Origin of the sequence: Streptomyces amakusaensis (genome assembly GCF_039532665.1) — a bacterium.
GTDB lineage: Bacteria > Actinomycetota > Actinomycetes > Streptomycetales > Streptomycetaceae > Streptomyces > Streptomyces amakusaensis.
This window is the reverse complement of sequence record NZ_BAAASB010000008.1, coordinates 217050-240527: the sequence shown is the minus strand read 5'-3', so window position 1 is coordinate 240527 and position 23478 is coordinate 217050. Positions and strand designations below refer to the sequence as shown.

At 73.0% G+C, this 23478-nt stretch carries 18 protein-coding genes and 1 pseudogene; 5 read left to right on the top strand and 14 right to left on the bottom strand.

All coding sequences use genetic code 11. The features are described 5' to 3' along the window. Positions 1 to 36 precede the first annotated feature (36 nt). A complete protein-coding gene (locus tag ABD371_RS16730; protein WP_344477602.1) occupies positions 37 to 675 on the bottom strand; it encodes a DUF2165 domain-containing protein in 639 nt (212 codons plus the stop codon). 265 nt (positions 676 to 940) lie between these two features. Then, a pseudogene (locus tag ABD371_RS16725) lies at positions 941 to 1348 on the bottom strand (TetR/AcrR family transcriptional regulator); the annotation flags it as partial. A gap of 328 nt (positions 1349 to 1676) precedes the next feature. Here ABD371_RS16725 and ABD371_RS16720 point away from each other — a divergent pair. Further along, positions 1677 to 2441 (top strand): hypothetical protein, encoded by a 765-nt coding sequence (locus ABD371_RS16720; RefSeq protein ID WP_344477598.1) that lies wholly within the window; start codon positions 1677 to 1679, stop codon positions 2439 to 2441. Between the two features lie 144 nt (positions 2442 to 2585). Here the strand turns inward: ABD371_RS16720 and ABD371_RS16715 are convergent, their stop codons facing one another. Then, the gene (locus ABD371_RS16715; protein WP_344477596.1) at positions 2586 to 3290 is read right to left on the bottom strand and encodes a TetR family transcriptional regulator; all 705 of its coding nucleotides are present in this window, start codon (positions 3288 to 3290) and stop codon (positions 2586 to 2588) included. Between the two features lie 138 nt (positions 3291 to 3428). Between ABD371_RS16715 and ABD371_RS16710 the strand changes: the two genes are divergently transcribed. The 3 genes from ABD371_RS16710 (at position 3429) to ABD371_RS16700 (ending at position 6601) form a co-directional block, all read left to right on the top strand. Continuing rightward, a complete protein-coding gene (locus ABD371_RS16710; protein WP_344477593.1) occupies positions 3429 to 4355 on the top strand; it encodes a zinc-binding dehydrogenase in 927 nt (308 codons plus the stop codon). Between the two features lie 135 nt (positions 4356 to 4490). Then, positions 4491 to 5486, top strand: a complete 996-nt coding sequence (locus tag ABD371_RS16705) for an LLM class flavin-dependent oxidoreductase (RefSeq protein WP_344477591.1) — start codon at positions 4491 to 4493, stop codon at positions 5484 to 5486. A gap of 29 nt (positions 5487 to 5515) precedes the next feature. Next, entirely contained in the window at positions 5516 to 6601 is a 1086-nt protein-coding gene (locus tag ABD371_RS16700; protein ID WP_344477589.1) for an alkene reductase, read from the top strand. Positions 6602 to 6635: 34 nt separating this feature from the next. Here ABD371_RS16700 and ABD371_RS16695 read toward each other — a convergent pair whose 3' ends face one another. Then, a complete protein-coding gene (locus ABD371_RS16695) occupies positions 6636 to 7412 on the bottom strand; it encodes an alpha/beta fold hydrolase (RefSeq protein WP_344477587.1) in 777 nt (258 codons plus the stop codon). Between the two features lie 483 nt (positions 7413 to 7895). Here ABD371_RS16695 and ABD371_RS16690 point away from each other — a divergent pair, with 483 nt between their 5' ends. Further along, complete coding sequence (locus ABD371_RS16690; RefSeq protein WP_344477585.1) at positions 7896 to 9161, top strand: cytochrome P450 family protein; 1266 nt, start codon at positions 7896 to 7898, stop codon at positions 9159 to 9161. 22 nt (positions 9162 to 9183) lie between these two features. Here the strand turns inward: ABD371_RS16690 and ABD371_RS16685 are convergent, their stop codons facing one another. The 10 genes from ABD371_RS16685 to ABD371_RS16640 all read right to left on the bottom strand — a co-directional run bounded on the left by ABD371_RS16685 (position 9184) and on the right by ABD371_RS16640 (position 23463). Continuing rightward, positions 9184 to 9558: a DUF488 domain-containing protein gene (locus tag ABD371_RS16685; protein WP_344477583.1), complete on the bottom strand. Its 375-nt coding sequence runs from the start codon at positions 9556 to 9558 to the stop codon at positions 9184 to 9186. A gap of 472 nt (positions 9559 to 10030) precedes the next feature. Then, a complete protein-coding gene (locus ABD371_RS16680) occupies positions 10031 to 10957 on the bottom strand; it encodes a hypothetical protein (RefSeq protein ID WP_344477581.1) in 927 nt (308 codons plus the stop codon). 3 nt (positions 10958 to 10960) lie between these two features. Continuing rightward, positions 10961 to 12727, bottom strand: a complete 1767-nt coding sequence (locus ABD371_RS16675; protein ID WP_344477839.1) for a sulfite reductase subunit alpha — start codon at positions 12725 to 12727, stop codon at positions 10961 to 10963. Between the two features lie 5 nt (positions 12728 to 12732). Beyond that, the gene (locus ABD371_RS16670; protein WP_344477579.1) at positions 12733 to 18294 is read right to left on the bottom strand and encodes a glutamate synthase-related protein; all 5562 of its coding nucleotides are present in this window, start codon (positions 18292 to 18294) and stop codon (positions 12733 to 12735) included. Positions 18295 to 18396: 102 nt separating this feature from the next. Beyond that, positions 18397 to 19116 (bottom strand): hypothetical protein, encoded by a 720-nt coding sequence (locus tag ABD371_RS16665; RefSeq protein ID WP_344477577.1) that lies wholly within the window; start codon positions 19114 to 19116, stop codon positions 18397 to 18399. Continuing rightward, positions 19109 to 19858, bottom strand: a complete 750-nt coding sequence (locus tag ABD371_RS16660; protein WP_344477575.1) for an SDR family oxidoreductase — start codon at positions 19856 to 19858, stop codon at positions 19109 to 19111. The genes ABD371_RS16665 and ABD371_RS16660 overlap by 8 nt, the downstream gene beginning before the upstream one ends. Then, complete coding sequence (locus ABD371_RS16655) at positions 19855 to 20808, bottom strand: helix-turn-helix transcriptional regulator (protein ID WP_344477573.1); 954 nt, start codon at positions 20806 to 20808, stop codon at positions 19855 to 19857. The genes ABD371_RS16660 and ABD371_RS16655 overlap by 4 nt, the downstream gene beginning before the upstream one ends. A gap of 102 nt (positions 20809 to 20910) precedes the next feature. After that, positions 20911 to 21717 carry a 3-oxoacyl-ACP reductase FabG gene (gene fabG, locus ABD371_RS16650; RefSeq protein WP_344477571.1) on the bottom strand — a complete coding sequence of 269 codons (807 nt, stop codon included), beginning with the start codon at positions 21715 to 21717 and terminating at the stop codon, positions 20911 to 20913. Positions 21718 to 21828: 111 nt separating this feature from the next. After that, entirely contained in the window at positions 21829 to 22398 is a 570-nt protein-coding gene (locus ABD371_RS16645; RefSeq protein ID WP_344477569.1) for a mycothiol transferase, read from the bottom strand. Between the two features lie 81 nt (positions 22399 to 22479). Then, the gene (locus ABD371_RS16640) at positions 22480 to 23463 is read right to left on the bottom strand and encodes a LuxR family transcriptional regulator (RefSeq protein WP_344477567.1); all 984 of its coding nucleotides are present in this window, start codon (positions 23461 to 23463) and stop codon (positions 22480 to 22482) included. Positions 23464 to 23478 lie beyond the last annotated feature (15 nt).

Genomic DNA, 23478 nt, shown 5'->3' with positions numbered 1-23478 from the left:
CCCCGCTCCCCGGCCGGGCGACTGGCGGAGGCTCTCCTACGGCGTCCGCTCGCCCTCCCCGTTCCCGCGCGCGCCGGGCAGATGGATCAGTACGAGGACGAACGCCGCCAGCATCACATTGCGTCCCGCGGGCTCCAGGCCGTTCCAGTCGGACGACTGCCACATCTGGAACCACTCGCCGCCGATCACGATGAAGCCGAGCCCGAAGAGCAGCAGCACCATGAGCAGCCCCAGGGTGGTCGTCCGGCGCGCCGGGCCGATGTCCCCGCGGGTCCCGCGTCTCAGTCCGCGCACCCACAGCCACACCGCGCCCAGCAGGACGGCGGCGGCCAGCGTCTCCCAGACGATGATGCCCACGTACGCCACGTCGGCCAGGGCGCGCGACTCGATCGCCCGCCACATCACGTCCTCGTCCCGGAAGGTGGTGTCCATGGCCAGGACATGGCGGACGAACTCGCGGTTCGTCCCGAAGTCGGTGATGTTCCCGAACGCGACCAGGGCCATGTAGGCGGCGACGATGCCCGTGAGCACGGCCCCCGCGACCGGCAGGCTCCCGAACCGCGACAATCCGCCCCCTCTTCCCCCGCCGGTGTCCCCGGCCGCCTCCCCGCTCCGTATGCCGTCGCCGCTCTTGTTGCCCTTGCTGCTCTCGCTGCTCTCGCCGTTCTCCGTCATGGAATCCCCTTTCGTCACACAAGTCCCATGCGTCTCATGCGCATTGATCCAGCGCATCGTTCCACGCCGGGGCCGGGCCCCGCGGCCTTGACCCCGCGCGGCCGGGCCGCGTCCGGGGCGGCCGGGGGGCGGGATCGCGGTGCCGTTATCCCGTGAACTGTGCCCGGGTGGGGGCGGGGACGGGGAGCGGGTGCGCGTTCCCGGTGCGCAGGCCGTCGAAGACCAGGGCCAGATAGCGCTGCCAGAGGCCGGGGGCGTCCTCGCTGATGCTGAGGACGGCCTGGGAGGCGGCGCTCAGCAGGAGCACGATGTCGAGGCCCGTGATGTCGTCACGGATCGCCCCGGCCCGCTGCGCCCTGGCGACGAGGGTCTCGGCCACGTCCGCGAGGCGTTCGCGGGAGGTGTGGACGGCCGATTCGCTGCGGGAGAGGGCGGCGGCGGCCTGGCAGAAGGAGCGGTCGCGGGCCTGGATCTCGGTGCCGATCGTCATGAACTCGAAGAGCGCGCCGGCCGGGTCGTCGGACTCGGCGAGCCGGAGACCGGCCGTGACCAGTTCCTCCAGACGGTCGCTGAAGATCTCGGCGAGCAGTTGTTCCTTGGTGTCGAAGTGCCGGAAGACCGTCCCCTTGCCGATTCCGGCCCGGGTGGCGATACGGGTGATCGACACATCCATGCCGTTCTCGGCGAACTCCGCCGCGGCGGCGTCCATCAGCAGGCGGCGGTTGCGCACGGCGTCAGCTCTCATCATGGGTCCCATCCTACCTAATCGGACCGCGCGGTCATGTTGTGCTACGGTTCAGAACATGACCGAGCGGTCCGGTTGTCCGGATCGTGTGGCGCGGGGCACCTCTGGGCCCAGTGCCACAGGTCTCGGCGCGGGCCCAGGACGGGGCCGCGCCCGATCAGACCTCCCCCGCCCCGCCGGAGTCACGGCAGGGCCCGCCCCGAGCGGGATCGCCCGATCCGGGGAGTGGCAGCACGCAGTGAGAGAGGAAACAACCATGGACGTCCGCGGCTACGAGACCGGCCCGATCAAGGCGGAGGCGGCCTTCACCTCCGACTTCCCCCTGGATGACCGCTACTCCACCCAGGACCTCGTCGACATGCTGGAGCGCGAGCGCCCCAACATGGACATCCGCCCGGGCATGCGCCACAAGTACACCCCGCTGCGCTTCGACCCGGCCACCGGCGTCAAGTACATCGGCGGTCGCTACCTCTTCGACACCTGGGAGAACGTCCTCGACTACAACCACTTCACCAACGAGGAGCTCTTCCCGGAGCCCGGCGTGAAGTTCTGGTCGCGCTTCCCCGGTGTGGACAAGCACTACTGGAAGGTCACCGGCGCCCACGACTTCAAGCCGATGGCCACCTCGCACCACATCAACCGGTTCGAGCGCTACTCCTACCTCAACGAGGACGTCGAGCAGCTGCTGGCCGAGGTGTGGCCGGCCATCCGTGACGAGGCCGAGAAGCAGGGCCAGTCCAGCATCTGGCTGATGTTCCAGCCCGAGGAGAAGCAGATCGGCATCCTGACCGTCGCCGAGAAGACCGGCGACGCCGACCAGTCCGTCGCCATCTCCAAGGGCCTGGAGCGCCTGGAGAAGGTCGAGCCCTTCGGCCGCTTCCTGCCCGGGCGGCTCGGTGCCGAGCGGCTGATGGACCGGACCAGCCTGATCATCTCGTCCTGGCTGCCGGAGTCCCGGGCGCTGGGCGGGGCGCACTCGTCCTTCGACGTGTCCCCGCCGCACCCGAAGCCGCAGATCTGAGCGGATCCGAGCTGAGCTGAGCTGAGCGGATCCGAGCGGATCCGACGGCGAACGGGCGCCCGGCCGGAACACTCTCACTGTTCCGGCCGGGCGTCCGTGAACCGTACCGCTCGCGGACCGGTCCTTCAGTTCTTTGTCGGCCCTTCAGCCGTCGCCGGCGGGCCCGGCCGTCAGGTCCAGGCTTCCCGGTACGGCGGCGAACGCGCGGTCGGTCAGGGCGATCAGCTCCGGCCGGCCCGCGTTCGCGGGCCCGGCGGACCAGGCGTGCAGCGCGCACCGGAAGGCGGCCACGGTGATCTCCAGCGCGATCCGCAGCCGCAGCCCGTCCATCCCCGGCCCGTCCGGACCGCCGTCGTCCGCGATCAGCGGTCCCCGGGGCCCCAGCCGTTCGGAGAGCAGCGCCAGGACGGCTTCGGAGGTCTCGGCGCAGTGCTGGAGGCTGTGCGCCGAGAGCGCCGGGATCCGCTCCACGAGCCGCCGGCTCTCCGCGAACCGCCGCTCCCACTCCTCTCCCATCCGCTCCAGAGAGGTGATCAGCGCCCGGTGCAGCACGCCGAGGACCGGCCCGGACAGCTCGGCCACCCGGAGCACGTCGAGGAAGGCGGCCCAGAACTCCTTCTCCGGCGCGAGCGCCACATCCTCCTTGGACGCGAAGTAGCGGAAGAAGGTCCGCTTCGAGATCTCGACATCGTCGGTGAGGTCGTCGAGCGTCGTCCGCTCGAAGCCGTCCCTGGCATACCGGGCGAGCGCGGCCTCGACCAGGGCCCGCCGGGTGCGCAGCCGCTTGCGCTCGCGCAGCGGCAGCTCTTTCCCCTCCGGCCCCGGTGCCGTCGCCGTCCCAGTCGTCATACCGGCGAGTGTAGGCGGAATCGGCCCCTGGAATACCTGAGCCACCAAGCAGCGTTTGCCCACTATAAGCAAGTGCCACTGAGTGACATTTTCTCCCGCGGCGGCCCGTCCGCCGCGGAGACCGACCGGAGGAACCCCATGCGTGCCCTGATCGCCGACCGCTCCGCACCGGGGCGGCTGCGCCTCGCCGAAGCGCCCGACCCCGTCCCCGCGCCCCACCAGGCGCTCGTCCGCGTCACGGCGATCTCGCCCAACCCGGCCGAGTTCCGCTACATCCTTCCGGGCGCGCCCGACGGCTCGGTGATCGGCTGGGACGCGGCCGGTGTCGTCGAGCGGGCCGCCGCCGACGGCTCGGGCCCGGCGGCCGGCACCCCCGTGACCACACTCGGCCTCAGCGAGGGCTGGGCGGAGCTGCGCGCCGTCGACACCGCGCTGATCGGCACCGTCCCCCAGGGGGCCGACCTCGGAGAGATGAGCACCCTGCCCGTCTCCGGCGGGACCGCGCTGCGCGCCCTGCGCGCACTGGGCCCGATCCTGGGCCGGCGGGTCCTGGTCAACGGCGCCTCGGGCGCGGTCGGCCGGTTCGCCGTCCAGCTCGCGGCCCGGGGCGGTGCGTATGTGATCGCCGTCGCCCGGAAGCCGGAGACCGCCGGCGAGCTGCGCGCCCTCGGCGCGGACGAGGTCGTCACCGGCCCCGACGGGATCACCGCGCCCGTCGACGGCGTGCTCGACCAGGTCGGCGGCCCCGATCTCGCCCCGTACTTCGACGCGCTCGGCGAGGGAGGCACGCTCGTGCTGACCGGTGCCGCCTCCGGCGGTGCCACCACCTTCGCGCCGGGCGGGCTGCTCGCCGGCCCCACGCGCCAGAACCGCTCGATCGTCACCTTCTTCGAGATGGCGGGCGGCGGCATCGACACGGATCTGACCTGGCTCGCCGCCGAGGTCGCCGCCGGGAGGCTGCGCACGCACACCGTGTGGCGCGGCGACTGGAACGACGCCGCCGGGACGCTCGACGCCGTACGGACGAGCCGGCTCGCCGGAAAGGCCGTCCTGGACCTGTCCTGACGCCCCGCCCGCCGTGCCGATCACGGCCCGTTTCCGCCACCGTTCCATCACCGGAACCGGAACCGGGCCCCGACCCCACCCACCACCCCCGCGCGGGGACCGCCCCCGGCCCCCGCCCACCGTGAAAGAACCGTCATGACCCGCTACTCCGACATCCCGCTCTCCGTCCTCGACCTCTCCCCGATCCGCACGGGCCGCCCCGCCGCCGAGGCGCTGGAGAACACCGTCGCGCTGGCCCGCGCCACCGAGGCGTACGGCTACCGCCGCTTCTGGATCTCCGAGCACCACAACACCCCGGCCATGGCCAGCTCCGCGACCTCGATCATCATCGGCCGGGTCGCCGCCGCCACCGAGCGGATCAGAGTCGGAGCGGGCGGCGTCATGCTCCCCAACCACGCCCCGTACGTGGTCGCCGAGCAGTTCGGCACCCTCGCCACCTACCACCCGGGCCGGATCGACCTCGGCCTCGGCCGCGCCCCCGGCACCGACCCCTGGACCACCCGTGCCCTGCGGCGCGAGCACCAGAGCGGCGCCGACTTCCCCGAGCAGGTCGCCGAACTCCGCGGCTACCTCGCGCCCGGCAGCGCCGAGCGCAAGGTCCGCGCGATCCCCGGCGAGGGCGTCGACCTGCCCGTCTACATCCTCGGCTCCAGCACCTTCGGCGCGGCCCTCGCCGCCCGCGAGGGGCTGCCGTTCGTCTTCGCCTCCCACTTCTCTCCCGACCAGCTCGGCACCGCGCTGGAGCTGTACCGGAACGCGTTCCGCCCGTCGGCGACGCTGGCGAAGCCGTACGCCGTCGTCGCGGCCAACGCGGTCGTCGCCGACACCGACGAGGAAGCCGTACGGATCTTCAGCACCATGCGGCAGAAGTTCCTCACCCACTTCCGGGGCGGTATGGAGTTCCTGCCGCCGGTCGACGACATCGACGCCGTCTGGACCCCGCAGGAGGCGCGGATGGTGAACGCCATGCTCGCCGAGTCCTTCACCGGCACCCCGGAGACCGTCCGCCGGGGCCTGGCGGACCTCGTCGACCGGACCCGGGCCGACGAGCTGATGATCGTCAGCGAGGCCTGGGACTTCGACGCCCGGCTGCGCTCGTACGAACTGCTCGCCAAGACCTGGAACCACTGACCCCGGCACCCCCGCGAAAGGAGTCCGCCGTGAACGCGCCCGCCGCCCTCTTCCGGCCCGCCCGGCTCGGTGACCTCGCCCTGCCCAACCGTATGGTCATGGCACCGATGAGCCGCGCCCGCGCGGACGCCGACGGCACCCCGGGGCCGCTGATGGCCGACTACTACGCCCAGCGCGCTTCGGCGGGGCTGATCGTGGCCGAGGGCACCCACCCGGTCCCCGCCGGAGCCATCGGCCCCGGCGCGCCGGGTCTGTTCACCGACGCCCACCAGGACGGCTGGGCACGGGTCGCCGACGGGGTGCACGCGGCCGGCGGGCATCTCTTCCTCCAGCTCATGCACGCGGGCCGGCTGGCCCACCCCGACTTCCTGCCCGGCGGGTCGCCGCCGGTGGCCCCCTCGGCGGTGGCCGCCGGCACCCTCGTCCACACCTCCGCCGGCCGGGTGCCCGCCGTCACCCCGACGGCCCTCACCGACACCGCGATCCAGGAACTGATCGACGCCTTCGTCCACTCCGCCTGCCGGGCGGTGGCCGCGGGCCTCGACGGGGTGGAGATCCACGCCGCCAACGGCTATCTGCTCCACCAGTTCCTCGCGGAGAACGCCAACCTCCGCACCGACCGCTGGGGCGGCGACACCGAGGGCCGCGTCCGCCTCACCGTCGCGATCGCCAAGGCCGTCGCGGACACCATCGGCCCCCACCGGGTCGGAGTGCGCATCTCCCCGTCCACCCCCTTCGGCGACCTCGCCGAGACCGACCCCCACACGACCTACACCGCCCTCGTCCGCACGCTCGCGCCCCTCGGCATCGCCTATCTGCACCACGGCGAGACGGGCACGCCACTGGACACGGCGGTACGGGAACTCTGGCCCACAGCCCTGATGGTCACCCCCCTCCCGGCCGACCGCGACAAGCCGCAGGCCGCCGCCCACTCCCTCGAACGCGGCGCGGACCTCGTCTCCTTCGGTCGGGACTTCCTCGCCAACCCCGACCTCGTCACCCGCTGCCGCATCGGCGCGCCCCTCAACGAGGCGCGGCCGACGGGCTTCTACGGCGGTGGGGCCCACGGCTACACCGACTACCCCGCGCTCGGCGGGCGCGCACGGCGGGGCTGAGGGCGGGGCCGAGGACGGGGGAGGCGCGCCGGGTTCAGCCGGTGACGGCGCGGACGGCGGCGGTGATGACGCGGGTCACCTCGGCCGGGCGGGAGACGGTGACGGCGTGGCTGGCACCGGTCACCTCCACGACGGTCGCGCCCATCCGCTCGGCCATCCGCCGCTGTCCCGCGACGGGGATCATCAGGTCGGCGTCCGCGACCACGTACCAGCTGGGCAGGGTCTCCCAGGCGGGCGCGGCGGCCGGCTCGCCGAAGACGGCGGCGGCCGTCGGGCGCTGGGCCTCGTTCATGGCGGCGGCGCGGGCCTCGGTGAGGTCGGCGGCGAAGCGCCGCCGGAAGGCGTCCTTCTTGATGGTCAGTTCGACGTTGTACTCGTCGGGTACGTCCGGGTCGGCGGGCAGCGGTCGGGCGTCGGTGATGGCGAGGGTGGACTCGCCGTCGCCGAAGGAGGCGTCGAGCCCGCCGACGGTCTCGCCCCCGGCCGGGGCGAAGGCGGCGACATGGACGAGGGCCGCGGCCTTCGGGTGCCCGGCGGCGGCCTGGCCGATCACCGCGCCGCCGTAGGAGTGGCCGACGAGGACGGTCGCGCCGTCCTGCCGGTCGAGCAGGGCGCGCACCCGTGCCGCGTCGCCGCTCAGCCCGCGCAGCTCCAGCTCGGCGACGGTCACCGGGTGGCCCTCGCCCTCCAGCAGCTCGGCGACCTCCCGCCAGGTGGAGCCGTCCGCGAAGGCCCCGTGGACGAGGAGGACCGAGGGCGGGGCGGTGGGGGTGGCGGAGGCGGCGGTCTCGTCGCGCGGTGTGCCGGGCATGGGGTCCTCCATGGACGAAGTTGGTGGAAAGACAGGTCTGTCTACCTCGTTGGCCCCTGAAGTGGACAGAGGGCGCTCGGGCGAAACTGTCCGCGCACGCCGCGATCGAGGCCTTCTTCAACGGCCCGGGCGGCGTCGGCGACCAGCTGAGCTGGCCGGGCTTCCGGGGCTGCCCCTTCCTGAACGCCGCCGCCGACCGGCTGATGCTCCCGCGCCACGGCGGCATGAGCCAGGCGCAGTTCATGGACCCGGCGCTGCGCCCGCGCCGTTCTGGAGTCGGCCGTCCGGGACCTCCTCGCCGTGCCCTGAACCGGCCGGTACCGCTCCGCCGGGCACCTGGTGGAGGTGGCGCTGATGGTGCCCCTGAGGGCGCTGCACCTGCGGCGATACCTTCGTTCGGGCGAATCGGCCTCCTCAGGGCTTGTGCGGTGCCCTCATGGCCGGATGATGCGGTCACGGAACAACCCCCGTCTGGAGCCCAAGATGACTGAACGGGACCAGGACACCACCGAAACCGACGGCGAACCACTGGACCTGGCCGACCAGGAGCTGGTCCGTGATCCATTCACCGCGTACGCACCCGTCCGTGAACGCGGGCGGATGGTGCGGGGGCGCGTAAGAGGCGTCGACCTCATGTGGGTGGCCACACGCCACGACGACATCCGTACGATCATGAGCGATCCCCGCTTCACCATCGACGCGACGGCCGTCCCCGGCGCGTCGGTGGCGCATCGCACCGAACAGACCTGGCAGGCCCGCGGCATGTACGCGGGACACGAGAAATATCTGCGCGCCGGGATCTTCGACGCGGACGGAACCGACCACCGCCGTCTGCGCGGCCTGGTCACCGCCGCGTTCTCCCCGCGCCGGGTGGCCGCGCTCCGCCCCAGGATCGACGCCATCGCCGCCCAGTTGCTGGACCGTCTGCCGGACCACGCCGAGAACGGCGTCGTCGACCTGGTCGAGCACTTCGCCCGGCCGCTGCCCATCACCGTCATCTGCGAACTCATCGCCGTCCCCGAGGCGGACCGGGACCGCTGGCGGGCACGGAGCGCCACACTGAGCGCCGGTGTGTGCGGCGAGGAGCTGGGCGAGGCCCTCGCCGGCATGGTCGAAGACGCCCGCACACTCATCGACCACCACGCCGCCCACCCCGGCGGCGACCTCATCTCCGAACTGCTGTCGCCCCGCCACCGCGATCGACTGAGCACCGACGAGCTCGTCGCGCTCATCACCAACCTGGTCGTCGCCGGGCACATCACCACCGTCAACCTCATCGCCAACAGCACCGAGGCCCTCCTCACCCACCCCGACCAGCTCGCTCTGCTGCGCGAGGACCCCACCCTCATGCCGTACGCCGTCGATGAACTCATGCGCTACTGCGGCCCCGTGGTGCGCGCCCTCCCGCGCTACGCCACCTGCGACACCACCGTCGGCAGCACCCCGGTACAGGCCGGGGACGCCGTCCTTCCGATCGTGTCCGCGGCCAATCGCGACCCGGCCGCCTTCACCGACCCCGACCGTCTCGACCTCGGCCGCACCCGCCGCGGCCGGGAACCCCACCTCGGATTCGGGCACGGTGCCCACCGCTGTCTGGGCGCGCACCTCGCCCAGGAGGAGGCCGCCGCCGCCCTGACCGCGCTGTTCGACCGGGTGCCGGACCTCCGGCTCGCCACCGATCCAAAGGATCTGCGCCGCGGCACCAACCCCGTCAACTGGCATCTGAAAGCCCTCCCCGTGCGCCTGTGAACCGCCCGGCGAGGCCCGGCGGTCACTCGTTCCGGCGCCGCCGGAGACGGTCGAGGAGGACGGGTACGTGACTGTGCTCCGGGTCCTTGACGGCGGTGACCAGGGTGACGGTGGAGTCGCGGGCCAGCTCGAGCAGACGGCCGACCGCCGCCGTGCCGTCGGGCCCGGCCAGTTCCTCCTCGTAGCGGGCCCGGAAGGCGGCGAAGTCGAGCCGTCCGGAGTGGTAGGCGGTGCGCAGCCCGCCCGAGGGCGTCACCTCCTTGAGCCATTCGTCCACCGAGGCCCGCTCCTTGGACACCCCGCGCGGCCACAGCCGGTCCACCAGGACCCGCAGGCCGTCGGCGGGCTCGGGAGGATCGTAGACCCGGCGTACCCGGAAATCAGGGTCAGACGGCATGGTGTGCCTCCCGGAGCGCGGACCTGTCACGAGGAACGCTATCCCCGGGCCGCCGTCCGGCTCCGGTGAACCGCCGTGGCGGCCGTCGGCCGTCGGCGTCCACCGAGGGCCCGGGACCGTTCGCGACACGCGCAGTTCCGTGAGGTACCGCTTGGTGACCCGGCCTCCGTACCGCCTGCCGATCAGCGTGGCGATGCAGTCGAGGAGTCCTTGCCGCGCCTTCGGCGGCAGCGCCCGATGGCCGGAAAAGGTCCGCAGTACCTCCAGGTACCGGGCGGGTGGGCGCGGCCCCGGAGGGGTGGCCGGGTCGAAGCGTTCACAGCACTCCTGCACCCGGCCGACGACGGCCGGGCTGGCGAGGTCCTCGAACAGCTCCGGCGGATACCCGGGCCTGGCCCGGCCGTACAGCTCCGGTACCGGCGGAGCACGAACCGCCGGAAGACGGAGAGCCGGGGGAGAGCCGAGGAGGCTCTCAGACGTCGGGCAGCGACGCCGCGAGGTGCTCCCAGGCCGTGTGGACCTGCTCCCCGACGATTCCGAACTGGGTGATGACCGCGACGCACCGCCCGTGCTCGTCGTCCAGCTCGATCGCCGAGGTCGGGCCGTGCGCGGCCGTGGAGCGGACCAGGTGGCACGCGCGGACGGCGGGGAGGTCGATCACCACCGAACTCTCCGCGACCGCCGCGAACACCTGACCGCGGACGGTCTGGTCGGTGACGTGCACCCGGCCGGCGCACGCCTGCATGGCCGCCGGGCCGAACACCGCGACGCCGATCGGCAGCCCGGCGGAGCAGACGTACTCCAGAACCGAGGGCAGGACGGCGACGTCGATCTCCCGGTGCTCACCGGGATACCGGTCGAAGGCCTCGCGCCGGGCGAGGCCCCCGTCGACGAGGATCGCGTCGAGCTGCGCGAGCTGGTCGCCCCTCTCCCAGGCCGGCGGCCGGGCGGGGGCCGCGGGCGGCGCGGCGGCCGGCGCGCCGACGCCGGCCGGGCCGGTGAGGCCGGCCGGCAGCCGGTCGCCCTCGGAGAGCAGCCGCCCCTGGTGGGCGGTCCGGCCGGCGGCGTCGAACAGATGGAGGGCGACCGAGCCGGTGCGCTCGTCCCGTACGACCGAGGCCGAGACGACCGCGTCCCCGTCGACGCGCAGCGTGATCGAGCCCGGCAGGACGGAGAACGCCTCCCCGCGCAGGCTCGGGACCGCGTAGCTGCCGGCCTGGTCGATCCGCGCGACCGGACCGCCGGTGACCGCCTGGACGTACTGGAAGAGCGTCAGACAGCGGCCCAGCTCCGGCATCCGGGCGTCGATCGGACGCCGGGTGCTGCTCCGTCTGTCGCAGTGCTCCCCGAACACGCACAGGCCGTCGGAGTGCGGCGGCCCGGGCCGGTGGTCCGCCATCCGTCAGTACACATCCCGCACATAGCGCTTCGCCCGGCGCAGATCGGCGAGGTACTGCGAGGCGTCGTCCTCCCCGTTTCCGCGCTGCTCGGCGATGACGCCCAGCAGGGCCGCCTCGACGTCCTTCGCCATCCGGGAGGCGTCGCCGCAGACGTACACATGAGCGCCGTCCTCCAGCCATCCGTACAGCTCCTGCGACTGCTCGCGCATCCGCGTCTGCACATAGACCTTCTCGGCCTGGTCGCGCGAGAACGCGAGGTCGAGCCGGGTGAGAACGCCCTGTTCCCCCAGCTGGATCAGCTCGTCCTCGTACACGAAGTCGGTACGGCGGTGCTGGTCGCCGAAGAACAGCCAGTTCCGCCCGGCGGCCCCCCGCGCGGCGCGCTCGTGGAGGAAGCCCCGGAAGGGCGCGATGCCGGTGCCGGGACCGATCATGATCATCGGGGCGTCGTCGTCCGCCGGGACGCCGAAGGAGGCGTTCGGCTGGAGGTAGACGCCCGCGGTGCCGTCGGACGCGCCCTCGCCGATCCGGTCCGCGAGATAGGTCGACGCGACGCCCTCGTACCGGCGGTGCGCGTTGGCGTACCGGACGGACGCGACGGTGAGATGGATGCGGTCCGGGTGCGCGAGCGGGCTCGACGAGATCGAGTACTGCCGTGCCTGGAGGGGACGGAGGAACGGCAGCAGCTCGTCCAGGCCCGGCGCGGCGGACCCGGCGTCACGGATCAGGTCGAGCACATCCCGGTCCCAGAGCCAGGAGTCGAGGTCGGACCGGTCGCCGTGCGCGACGACCGAGGCCAGCTCGCTCGACGGGGCGCGCTCGACCAGGTCGGCGACCAGCTCCTTCGACGGGATGCGGATCTCGCGCCCGGTGCTCAGCACCTCCGCGAGCCGCCGCCCGTCGACGTCCTCGTCGCCGCTCGCGCCGAACTGCTTGAGGAAGTCGACGACGAGCGCGTCGTCGTTCACCGGTACGACGGCGAGCGCGTCGCCCGCCGTGTAGGTGATGCCGCTCTCGCCGAGGTCGAACTCGTAGTGGCGGATCTCCTTCGCGCTGTCCGGCGAGGACAGCAGCCTGTTCACCGCGAGCCGGGAGCGGTACGGGTTGCGCCGGTTCCAGGGGGACTTGGTCCGTCCGGCCGGGGGCGCGGCGCTCGCCGAGGCGGCCGTCGCGCCGGCGGTGCCGGTGGCTCCGGTCTCGTCGGCGAGACGGTCCAGGACCGAGGCCGTCCACGCCGCGGCGGGCTCCTCGAACTCGACGTCGCAGTCGACCCGGTCGTGCAGCCGGGTCGCCCCGAGCTGCTCCAGCCGGGTGTCCAGCAACTTCGCGGCCTGGCAGAAGTCGTCGTACCCCCGGTCGCCGAGCCCGAGGACCGCGTAGCGCAGACCCTCCAGCCGGGGCGCGCTCTCGGCCTGGAGCGCCTCCCAGAACAGCCCGGCGTTGTCGGGCATCTCGCCCTCGCCGTAGGTCGAGACGACGACGATCAGGTGGGACATGGCGGCGAGCCGCTCGGGGGTGACGTCGTCGAGCGCGGTCGCGGCACCGCCGAGGCCGCGGGCACGGGCCCCGGCGACGAGTTCGCCGGCCAGGAACTCCGCGTTGCCGGTCTGGGTGCCGAACAGCACGTCGACCGTGGCCGAGGGGGCGTCGGACGCGGCGGTCTCCCGGCGTCCGGCTGCCGCGACGCCCGCGATGAACCCGGCCAGCCAGGACTCCTGCTCGGCGGAGAACGGCGCGTCGGCCAGGATGAGGGATCCAGTAGGGGGCATGAGAGTCACGCGGTCACCGCCTCGGTCGGGGCCTGCGGGGCGCGGCGCGCGATGTCCTCGAAGGCCGCGGTCGCGAGCAGTTCGTCGAATCGGGCGGCTCGGACGCGGCCCGCGTTCTTCGTGTTCTGGTGGACGATCCAGCCGTAGGTGCCGGGAGCGTCCACGCTCAGATTGTTCCGCTGCCTCAGCGCGTGCTTGTAGTCGTCGAGACGCTTGATCGCGATGAGCGTGGCCAGCTCGTCGTCGTCGAACCGCTCCAGCGCTCCGCGCAGATACTTCACGACGCGCTGCTTGACGAGGAAGTCCTCGGTGAGCACCAGGTTGCGGACCGCGTCGGCGACCCGGGGGTCGTCCAGGCCGGTGGCCCCGGGCACCCGCTTGAGGGCCAGGTCCTGTGCGACGCCGAGCACCGTGTACGAGGAGAGCAGCGAGAACATGCCGTCGCCGCCCTGGTCGCCGAGGGCCGGGGCACGGCCGCCGAGCACGGTGCGGCGGTCGCGGTAGTCGACCTTGAAGGCGCGGAGCTTGTCCGTCGCGGTCGAGGTCGCCAGCTCGTCGAGCAGCTCGGAGCGGGTCGCCGCGGCGAGGATCTCGGAGGCGTCCTGGTACAGCAGCAGCGAGCGGGGCATCCCGCAGTACACGTGCTGCCGCTCACTCGCCCAGTCCTCCAGCAGCCGGGCCGCGAGCCGCGAGCCGGTGGCGGCCAGGTGCCACTCCAGGAGCAGCCGGACGGCCTCCTCGTGGAAGGCCCCGTGCTCGGTGTCGGTCACCGGGAACACGAGGAGCGAGTCGGCGCTCACCCGGTCGCGGACCTCGCCCGTCGGGTCGTACTGGTACAGGAACCCGCCGCTCATGCCATTGCCGAGGCCCTTGCCGAAGCCGCCCAGGTTGAGCACGGTGCCGCCGGTCATGTACTCGCAGCCGAAGTCGCCGAGGCCCTCCACGACCGCGGTCGAGCCGGAGTTCCGCACGGCGAACCGGTCGCCCGCCTCGCCCTCGACGAAGGTCCGGCCGCCGGTCGCGCCGAACAGCGCGAAGTTCCCGATGAGCACATTGCCGCCGCGTTCGGCGCTGCCGCCGCCCGGGGCGCGGACGATGATCCGCCCGCCGCTCTGGCTCTTGCCGACACCGTCGTTCGCGGTGCCGGTGTGCTCCAGCGTGATGCCGTCGTTGCAGAACACGCCGTACGACTGACCGGCCGACCCGGTGGTGCGGATGCGGACGGCGCCGTCGGCGAGCCGGCGGCGGCCCCGGTCGTCGGTCGTGATCGCGGGCGCGCCGGCGAGGTCGGCGGCGCTCAGCTCGTGGTTGAGGAGCCGCTCGACATCGATGCCGAGCTGCCCGCCGACCGACTTGTCGCTGTTGCCGAGGCGGATGCCCTCGATGAGCGCGCCGGGCTCCCGCCGGTCGACGAGCGCCGCGCGGACGCGCTCGATGAGGGCGTCGTCGGTGGTGAAGTCCTTCTCCAGGTACTCCGGGTTCTCGACGATCTTCTCGGGCACGCGCGTGAGCAGCCGGCGGACGTCGAGGCGTCCCACGCTCGCCGGGTGGTCGAGCAGCTGGAGCAGATCGGTGCGCCCCCGGGCGTCGCGCAGGGAGCGCAGCCCGAGACGGCCGAGGATCTGCCGGACGTCGTGCGCGATATTGAGCAGGTACTGCGCCAGCGCGCGCGGGTCGCCCTCGAAGGCCTCGGCGTTCGTGGTGAGTCCGGCGGGGCACTTCACATTGCAGTTCTTCGCCATGACACAGCCGAGCATCATGAGCGCGGTCGTGCCGAACTCGAAGCTGTCGCCCCCGAGCAGCGCCGAGGTGACGACGTCGCCGCCGGTCTGGTGCGCGCCGGAGCAGCGCAGGGTGACCTTCTGCCGGAGCCCGTTGGCGACGAGCGCCTGGTGCACCTCGGCGACGCCGATCTCCGCCGACCGGCCGGCGTACTTGAGGCTGGTGACGGCCGCCGCGCCGGTGCCGCCGGTGTTCCCGGCGACGTTGATCACGTCCGCGCCGGCCTTGGCGACGCCGACCGCGATGGTGCCGATGCCCTCGGAGGACACGAGCTTCACGATGACCCGCACCCGCGCGGCCTTGCAGTCGTGGATGAGCTGCGCGAGGTCCTCGATCGAGTACGTGTCGTGGTGCGGCGGTGGGGAGATCAGCTCGATGCCCGGGGTGCCGCCGCGCGCCGCCGCGATGTCGACGGTGACCTTCGGAGCGGGCAGCTGGCCGCCCTCGCCGGGCTTCGCGCCCTGGCCGATCTTGATCTCCAGCTCCTCCAGCATCGGGTCGGCGAGATACCCCGCCCAGATCCCGAACCGGCCGGACGCGAACTGCTTGATCCGGGAGCCGCGGATGGTGCCGTAGCGGGAGTGGTGCTCGCCGCCCTCGCCGCTGTTCGACATGCCGCCGACCATGTTCGTCCCGTGCGCGACGGCCTCGTGGGCGGTCGCCACGAGCGCGCCGTGGCTCATCGCGCCGGAGGCGAGCGCGCGGGTGATCTCGTGCGCGGGCTGCACCTCGTCGAGCGGCACGCTCTCGGGCGCGCCCGTCAGCAGCGCGAGCAGCCGGGCCGCGTCGCCGGAGGCGGTGACGACGACGCCCTCGGCGTCCGCCCCCACCGTCCGGACCTGGCCCGGGTGGGCGAGCGCGAGCCCCTCGGCGAGCGCGGCGTGCCGCTCCGCGCCGCCCGGGCCGGGGGAGACGAGGCTCAGCCGGGCCGTCACCGCGCCCGTGTCGGCGTCCGTCCCGGAGACGGTCGTGACCACACCGCGAACGGTGATGCTCGCGTTGCCCTCGGGACAGAACCGGCCGAGTTCGCGGGCGAAGTCCTCCGGGGTGCGCAGCCCCGCGACATCGGCGGGCAGCGCGAGCACATCGCGGAGCGCGGCAGGGCGGCGCGACCGCTCCTCGCGGGTGGTCCGCAGGAAGGCGCGGTACCCGGGGGTGATCCGGAACGCGTCGATCTCGGCGTCGCTGAGCGCGTCGTACCCGGTGTTGCGGTACGCGGCGTCGGTGATGCCGAACGCGTCGTCGAGCTGGCCGAGCGTGAGGAGACGGAGCGCCTCCGAGTCGTCCGGCCGGCCGAACTCCGGCCGCTCCTCGGTCATGCCGCCGAAGCCGCGCACGGCCGTGACGCCGAACGAGTGCCCCGCGCCGTCCGACCGCTCCTTGAAGAGGCCGAGCAGCGGGATCTGCTGCTCGGTCTCCACCGTACGGGCCCGCTCGTGCCACTCCGTGGTGGTCTGCGCGATCCGGGCGAAGCCGACACCGCCGACCGGGGCGTCCATGTGCGGGAAGATCCGCGCGAACACGTCGTCGCGGGTGTCGAGGTAGTTCGGCTCGAAGAACTCGCCGCCGATGTAGCTCTCGGCGGTGCACAGCCCGACACGGCCCATGGTCTTGGCGAGCGACTTCTCGGCCGCCTTGCGGAACCTCGCCAGCGCCCGGTCGGTCTCGGTGATCTCGCCCGCGGGCGCGGGCGCGCTCGGGTGCTTCTCCTCGGCGCGCAGCCGCGCGCTGAGGCTGTAGACCGCCGACGCGCCGAAACCGAGCGCGGTCGCCACATGGTGCGAGGAGGCCAGCTGGCCGCTCTCCGCCACGATCGAGACGCGCAGGCGCAGCCCGGTCTCGATGAGGCGCTGGTTCACCGCCGCGACGGCGAGGATCACCGGCAGCGGCGCGCGCGCCGAGGAGACCTCCCGGTCGGTGAGGAGCGCGATGCCGCCCCCCTCGGCGGCGAACCGCTCGACGTCGTCGCAGAGCAGTTCGAGCGCGGACCGGAGCGCGTCGGCGTTCGCGCTCTCGTCGCCGGTCACCGGGGTGTAGAGCATGGCGAACCGCTTCAGCGGCACGATCCGCTGGTCGCGCAGCCGGACCATGTCGAGGTGTCCGAGCACGGGCGAGGAGAGCACGAGCTGCCGGCCGCCGGTGCTCCCGGTGCCGTCGGGCTTCGGGCCGAGGGCGACCCGCATGCTCATGCCGTCGGCCTCACGGATGCTGTCCAGCGGCGGGTTCGTCACCTGGGCGAAGCGCTGCGAGAAGTACTTCGCCATGCCGCCCTCGGTGTCGCTGAGCGCGTTGATGGCATTGCCGTACCCCATCGCGGAGATCCGCTCCGACCCGTTGGCGAGCATCGGGTCGAGCATGAAGCGGAAGCTCTCCTGGTTCAGCGAGTACGCCACGTACCGGCCGGCCGGAGTCAGATCGCCGTCGTACCCGAGCGTCGTCGTGCCGCGCTGGTAGTCCGGCGCGGGCAGATCGTCCAGGTTCACCCGTGCCGCGCTGAGCAGCTCGGAGTACGGGCGGCGCGCGGCGAGGGCGTCGAGCACCTCGCGGGTGCGCATCCGGCTGCCGGTGCGGTGGTCGACGACGAGCATGCCGCCGGCCTCGATGCGGCCCCGCCGCACGACCTCGTCGTCGGGGAAGGCGACCTGGCCGGCCTCCGACGCCACCATGAGGTACTCGGCGGTCTCGACGGTGCGCAGCGGGCGCAGCCCGAGCCGGTCGAGCCGTGCGCCGATGACGTCCCCGTCGCTGAAGATCACGGCCGCCGGGCCGTCGTTCTTCTCCTCGTACAGCGAGAAGTACTCCAGCATGTCCCGCACGGAGTCGGGCAGTGTGCGGTCGTTCTCCCACGCGGGCGGCATGAGCGACACGACCGCCTCGACGATGTCGAGACCGTCGTCGAACACCCGGCTCTGGAGGGTCTGGTCGAGCCGGCTGGAGTCCGACTGCCCCGGCGGACGCACGATGCTGCGGGTGCGTGCGCGGGCGAGGGCCTCGTCGGAGAGGCGGTTCTTGCGGTCGGTGTTCAGCTCGCCGTTGTGCGCCATGAGGCGGAACGGCTGCGCCATGGTCGGGTGCGGCTCGGTGTTCGTGGAGAACCGGGTGTGGAAGTACAGCGACCGGACGGAGTGCCCCGGGTCGCAGAGGTCACGGAAGTAGCCGATGACCTCGCCGGAGTTGAGCCGTCCCTTGAGCACCTGCGTCCGCGCGCTCAGGGAGAGCGGGTACAGCCCGGCGTACGCGTCCTCGGCGTAGGCGGCGGCCTCGACGGCGAGCAGCGCGCGGTTGGCGGCCGCGTCGACGTCACCGCGCTCCCAGCTCTCGGGCGCGCGGAAGACCCACTGCACGATGGGCAGCTGGTACCGCTCGGCCTCGGGGCAGGCGACGCTGTGGTCCACCGGGACGTCACGGACCAGCAGGATCTCGAACCCCTGCTCGGCGATGCTCCGGCCGACGAGGTCCACCGCGCCGTCGCGGCGGCCGTCGTCCGGCACGAAGCAGTTCGCGACACCGAAGTGTCCGGCGCGCAGCTTCTCGCCGGTGATGGCGTCGAAGAACTCCACCGACAGATCGACGCTCACGCCCGCGCCGTCGCCGACGCCCTCGGCGGACTTGCCGCCGCGGTGCGGGATGGTGCGGAGAGCTTCGTCGCCCTTGAGGATGACGTCGTGGCTCGGCGTCCCGTCGAGACGGGTGAGGAAGCCGACTCCGCAGTCACTGTGGTCGAGGGCAGGGCTGTAGAGCCCGAAGGGGGAGTGGTTCACATGGATCCTGTCAGCGAAATACATACCGGCAGCGGACGGCCAGGCTGCGTCGGTGAAGCGCTCGCCGCGGGCAGGCCGGTGTGACGGCCGAGCCCCGAGGGTGTGAATGTGAATGCTAAGGCTCGCCTAATCGTCACCGCAAGGGTTTGGCTGCCCGGATTTCGGGACCGGAGTGTCAGCAGGTGGACGTTCCGCAGGTGGGACCGGTGCCCCGGACCCCTCGGCGGAGCACGCGACCGGGGGTGTGCGGCGGGCCTCCACCTCCGTCAGCACCCGGTCGACCCGGCGGAAGCGCCGCAGCAGATGAGGGGCTCTCGCCCCGGCGGCGGCGAGGAGCGCGACGGGCAGCGGACGGCCCGCGAGCACGGCGAGACCGATTGTCCAGGGCGGTACCCCGGCCAGCGCGCACACCAGGACGGTCGCCCGGGGCGTCCACGGCAGGAGTGCGAGCAGGACCAGGGCCCAGGTGCCGTACCGGGCGACCATTCCGCCGGCCTCGCGCAGCTCGCCGAGGCCGGGAGCCGGCAGCCCGACGGTGTCCAGCAGCCAGGGCCCGACGCTCTGGACGGCGGTCGCCGTCAGGAAAGCGCCCGCGGCGGACGCGACGACGAAGGTCAGGGCGATCGCCCGCCAGCGCCGGGGGTGGAGCGCGGGGACCCCCATGAGCAGCATCTGATTGGGGAGGAACGGCAGCGCGTAGTCGCTGAGCGGGAAGACGGCGAGCGCCGGCAGGAACCAGCGCCGGTGCGCGGCGCGGTCGAGCCGTATCAGGGTGCGTACGGTACGAGTGGCGGGCCCACGAGGAGCGACGGCGGGGGCCGGGGCGGGGGCCGGGGCGTCAGCCATGCCGCAGCGCGCGGTGGCCGAGCGAGGGGGAGATCCGCATCAGGGCGGGCAGGAGGCGCGCCTTGCCGACGTAGATCTCCGTCCGGTCGCGGCGGACGCCCTCCAGGACCGCCCGCGCCGTCTCGGCCGCACTGATCTTGCCCCGGCCCCGGCCGGCGGTCATGTCGGTGTCGACGAGGGGCAGGATCGCGTCGATCACCCGGATGTGGGGTGCGGAGTCCTCGCACTGGTACCGCAGCGCCCGGGTGAAGGTCCGGACCGCCGACTTGGCGGCGCAGTACACGGGCGCCGAGGGTTTGGGAACGATGGCCAGACCGCTGCTGATGTTGACGATCGCGGCCGAGGGCTGGTCCCGGAGGTGGGGGAGCAGGCCCGTGGAGAGCGTGATGACGGCGTCCAGGTTGACGGCCAGCTCCCGGCGCAGCACCGTCCGGGTGTCGCGGGGGTCGGCGGTCAGGAAGTCGCTGAGGTTCTGCACCCCGGCGTTGTTGACGACGACGGAGAGCGCGGGGTGACGGGCGGGCAGGCTGTCGCTGAAATCGCCGACGGCCTCGGGGTCCGAGAGGTCCAGCGCCTCGGCCGACACCCGGTCGCCGTACTCGGCCCCGAGCTCCGCGAGCCCTTCGGGATCACGGCCCACGGCCACCACATGGGCGTCGAGTGCGACCAGCCGCCGGGTCAGGGCCCGGCCGATGCCACGGGTGCCGCCCGTGACGAGAACCGTTCTGCCGGTGAGGTTCATGGAGTCCTTTCCTTCGCGGGTCCGGGTGCCCGGTCCCCGTGCTCCTCGGCCGTCCGCAGCCGGAACGCCGATCGGTAGACCGCGGGTGTCATGGCGGTCCGGAGTTTGAAGTGGCGGGTGAAGTGGGGCTGGTCCGCGTAGCCGCAGGCGAAGCCGACGACGCTCAGGGGGTGCCCGCTGCGCATGAGCAGCCCGGCGGCGACCTCCGTGCGCACGGCCCCCAGCAGTCCGCTGAAGCCCCCGTCGCCCGCCAGCCGCCGCTGGAGGCTCCGGGCGGGAAGCCCCAGCTCGGCGGCGAGCCCGCCGAGCGTCCACCGCCGGGCGGGGTCGGCGGTGATCAGCCCGCGCGTCCTCGACACCTCGTCCCGGCCGGTGTCCTCCGTGCCGGCGCTCATGGCGGGGGCCGTGCCGGACCAGGCGAAGCGCCACAGGCCGCTGCCGTGCGGGGGCGGCGGCACGGTGAAGCCGCCGTCCGTGAACACGAGGACCGGTGCGCCGCCCGCGGCGACCGTGAGGTCCCGGACCCCGCACATCGACAGCAGCGCCGTCAGCACGCCGAGGACCAGGGCGTCCTCGGCCGGGTCGGGCGGGGCTCCCGGGGGGCCGACGTGCTCCACGAGGAGACGCCCCGCCCCGTGCTCCCGGATCACCACACGGTGGCGGGAGTGGGCGAACCGCTCCAGCCGCTGCCACCGCTCGAACAGATCGAGCGGGCTGACCGCGTGCAGCAGGGCCGAGACCGCCGGATCGGACGGGTGCACCGCCAGCGTCGAGCCGACCCGCATCAGGGGCAACAGTCCGTGTTCGCCCGCCACTTCGGTCAGGAACCGGCGCTTCGCCTCGAACGGCAGCAGAGCCCCGTCACTCCTGGGCGCGACGGCGGGGATGCCCGCCGCCGTCAGCGCGCGCTGGACCAGATCCACCAGCTTGGCACTCGCGTACTCCTCCATGACCGCCCCTTTCCGCGCTCTGAGGGCACGGTATGCGCGGCGGTCCGGGGGCGTATTGAAGGATCACGCCACCGCCGCTCCCCGGCGGCGGCGCTCGTCACCTCAGCGGGGCCCGGGGCCCCGGGTCGGCGGAGCGAGGGCGTCCAGGGATTCCGGGAGGGTCTGGCCCCCGTCGACGGTGAGGGTCTGGCCGGTGATGAAAGCGGCCTCGTCGGAAGCGAGGAAGAGCACCGAGTGCGCGATGTCCGAGGTCTCACCCAGCCGGCCCAGCGGGATCGAGGCGGTCATCCCGCGCAGATACTCCTCGCCCAGCTCGGCGAGACCCTCGGTGCGCACATTGCCGGGCAGGACGGCGTTGATGGTGATGCCGTGCGGTGCCAGCTCAAGGGCCGCGCCGCGCAGGAAACCCAGCTGGCCCGCCTTGCTCGCCCCGTAGTGGGACCACCCCGTGTACCCGGTGGTGGGGCCGGTGATCGAGGAGGTGAGGACGATCCGGCCGCGCCCGGCGCGCTCCATCGCCGGCAGACAGGCCCGGACGGAGAGAATGCCGCCGCGGAGGTTGACGTCCAGGACCTCGTCCACGTCGTCGGCGGTCATCTCGCGCAGCGGCTTCGCGGGGAAGATCCCGGCGTTCGCGCAGAGCACGTCGATGCCTCCGTGCAGACGCACGGCCTCGGCCGCCATCGCGTCGATGGCCTCCGGCACCCGCAGATCCACCCCCATTCCCGCGACCCGGCCGCCGGTGGCGCGGGCGATCCCGTCCGCGGCGGCGCGCGCGGCGTCGGCGTCCCGGCCGGTGAGCAGGACCGCGGCACCCTGGCGGGCGAACAGCTCGGCGATCCCGTTTCCGATGCCGCGCGTTCCGCCGGTCACGACGACCGAGCGGTCCTTCCAGTCCGTGAACGTCATACGTCGCACCCCTTCTCCGCGGTCCGGCCCGGATGCCGGACTCCCACCCGGCTCACACGGTATCGGCCGCGCCCGCCCGGCGGCGCGGGATCGCGCGCACCGCCGGGGGCCTCACTGGCCCACCCTGCCGTCGACGCACTCGCGCAGCAGATCGGCATGGCCGCAGTGCCGGGCGTACTCGTCGATCCGGTGCACCATCAGCTCCCGGATCGAGGTCCTGTCCTTCCCCACCCGCTCACCCAGATCCGGGTACGCGGCCAGCGCGGCGTCGGTCGCGGCCTGCTCGCGCCCCAGATCGGCGAAGGCGGCGTCCACCACCGCCCGCTCGGCGACCGCGCCGTGGAAATCGGCGTCCCGCGCGCCGTAGAGCTTCGGCAGCGGATCGCCCTCGCCGAGCCAGTTGCGCCAGTCCCGCTCCACCTCGGCCAGATGCCGGACCAGACCGAGCAGCGACATCGTCGACGGCGGGACCGACCGGCGGGCCAGCTGCTCCGGGTCCAGGCCCTCGCACTTCATCCGCAGGGTCAGCCGGTAGTCCGCCAGGAAGTCCTCAAGCGTCGCGAGCTCGCCGTCCCGGCTCACCCCTTCGCCACTGCGGGGATCCTCGTCCGGGTCCGCCCACATGTCCGCGTGGACGGTCGCCCGGGTCCATCGTGCTGGTTGGTCGCTCATACGGGCCATGTTCGTCCGGGAGGGACCGGGCCGGCCAGTGGATTTCGGCGACGATGACGACCCCCGCCGGCCGTGACCGTGCCCGCCCGGTCACAGCCAGCCGCTGCGCTGCGCCTGAAGGGCCAGCTGAAAGCGGTTCGCCGCACCCAACCGAGCCATCAGGATCTGCAGACGGCGGTAGAGCGTACGGCGGCTGACGCCCATCTCCCGGGCGATGACATCGTCGCTCGCGCCGCCCGCGAGGAGCCACAGCAGCCGGCGGTCGGCGGGCGGCAGTCCGCCCGGGCGGGTGGTGCGGCCCTGGAACGGCAGGGCGTTCCGCCAGGACTGCTCGAACAGCGCGATGAGCGCCGAGAGCAGGCCGCAGGGCTGCACGACCAGCATGGTGTTGTGGACATCGGCCTCCTTGATCGACAAGGAGACGAGCGCGTACGCCTCATCGATGATCACGAGTTTCACCGGTACCGACGGCAGCACCCTCGCCTGCTCGCCGGCCTCGACGCACGGCTCGATCACCTCCCTCAGATGGCCCGGGTGCTCCAGCGACTCCCGCGAGTACACGACCCGCTGCGTCACACCGCGCGCGAGCGTGTCCAGCGCGTCCCGCGTGGCACCGGCCAGCGGGAAGTACGGGGGCGACTCGAACTGCCGGATCTGATCGCGGGCGCTCGCCCAGGCCTGACGGATCCGGGGACCGACGGCCTCCCCGGTGACGACCTCGACCAGATCGTCGTTGTACGCGGCGAGCCGCTGCCGCCGGAACGATTCGAACGCGCCCCCGACGGCGATACGAGACTCCTCGACCTCGGCCGCCCGGTGCCGGGCGAGGATCTCCAGACCGGCGGTCGGCGGAACCGGCGCGACCGTGTTCCCGCCCTCCTCGGCGGCGCTGGCCAGCCCCGCGTCGACCAGCGCGCCGTACGCGGCGGTCAGCTCCGCACCGCTCAGACCGGCGGCTTCCGCGATCTCGCTCAGCGGGGCGGGCGCCCGTTCGAGGAGCACCGGATAGACCCGCGCCGCCGCCTGGCCGAGCCCCAGAAGCCGGAGGGCCTCACCGAGTTTCGCGTTCGTCATGTGTCTCATTGTCGA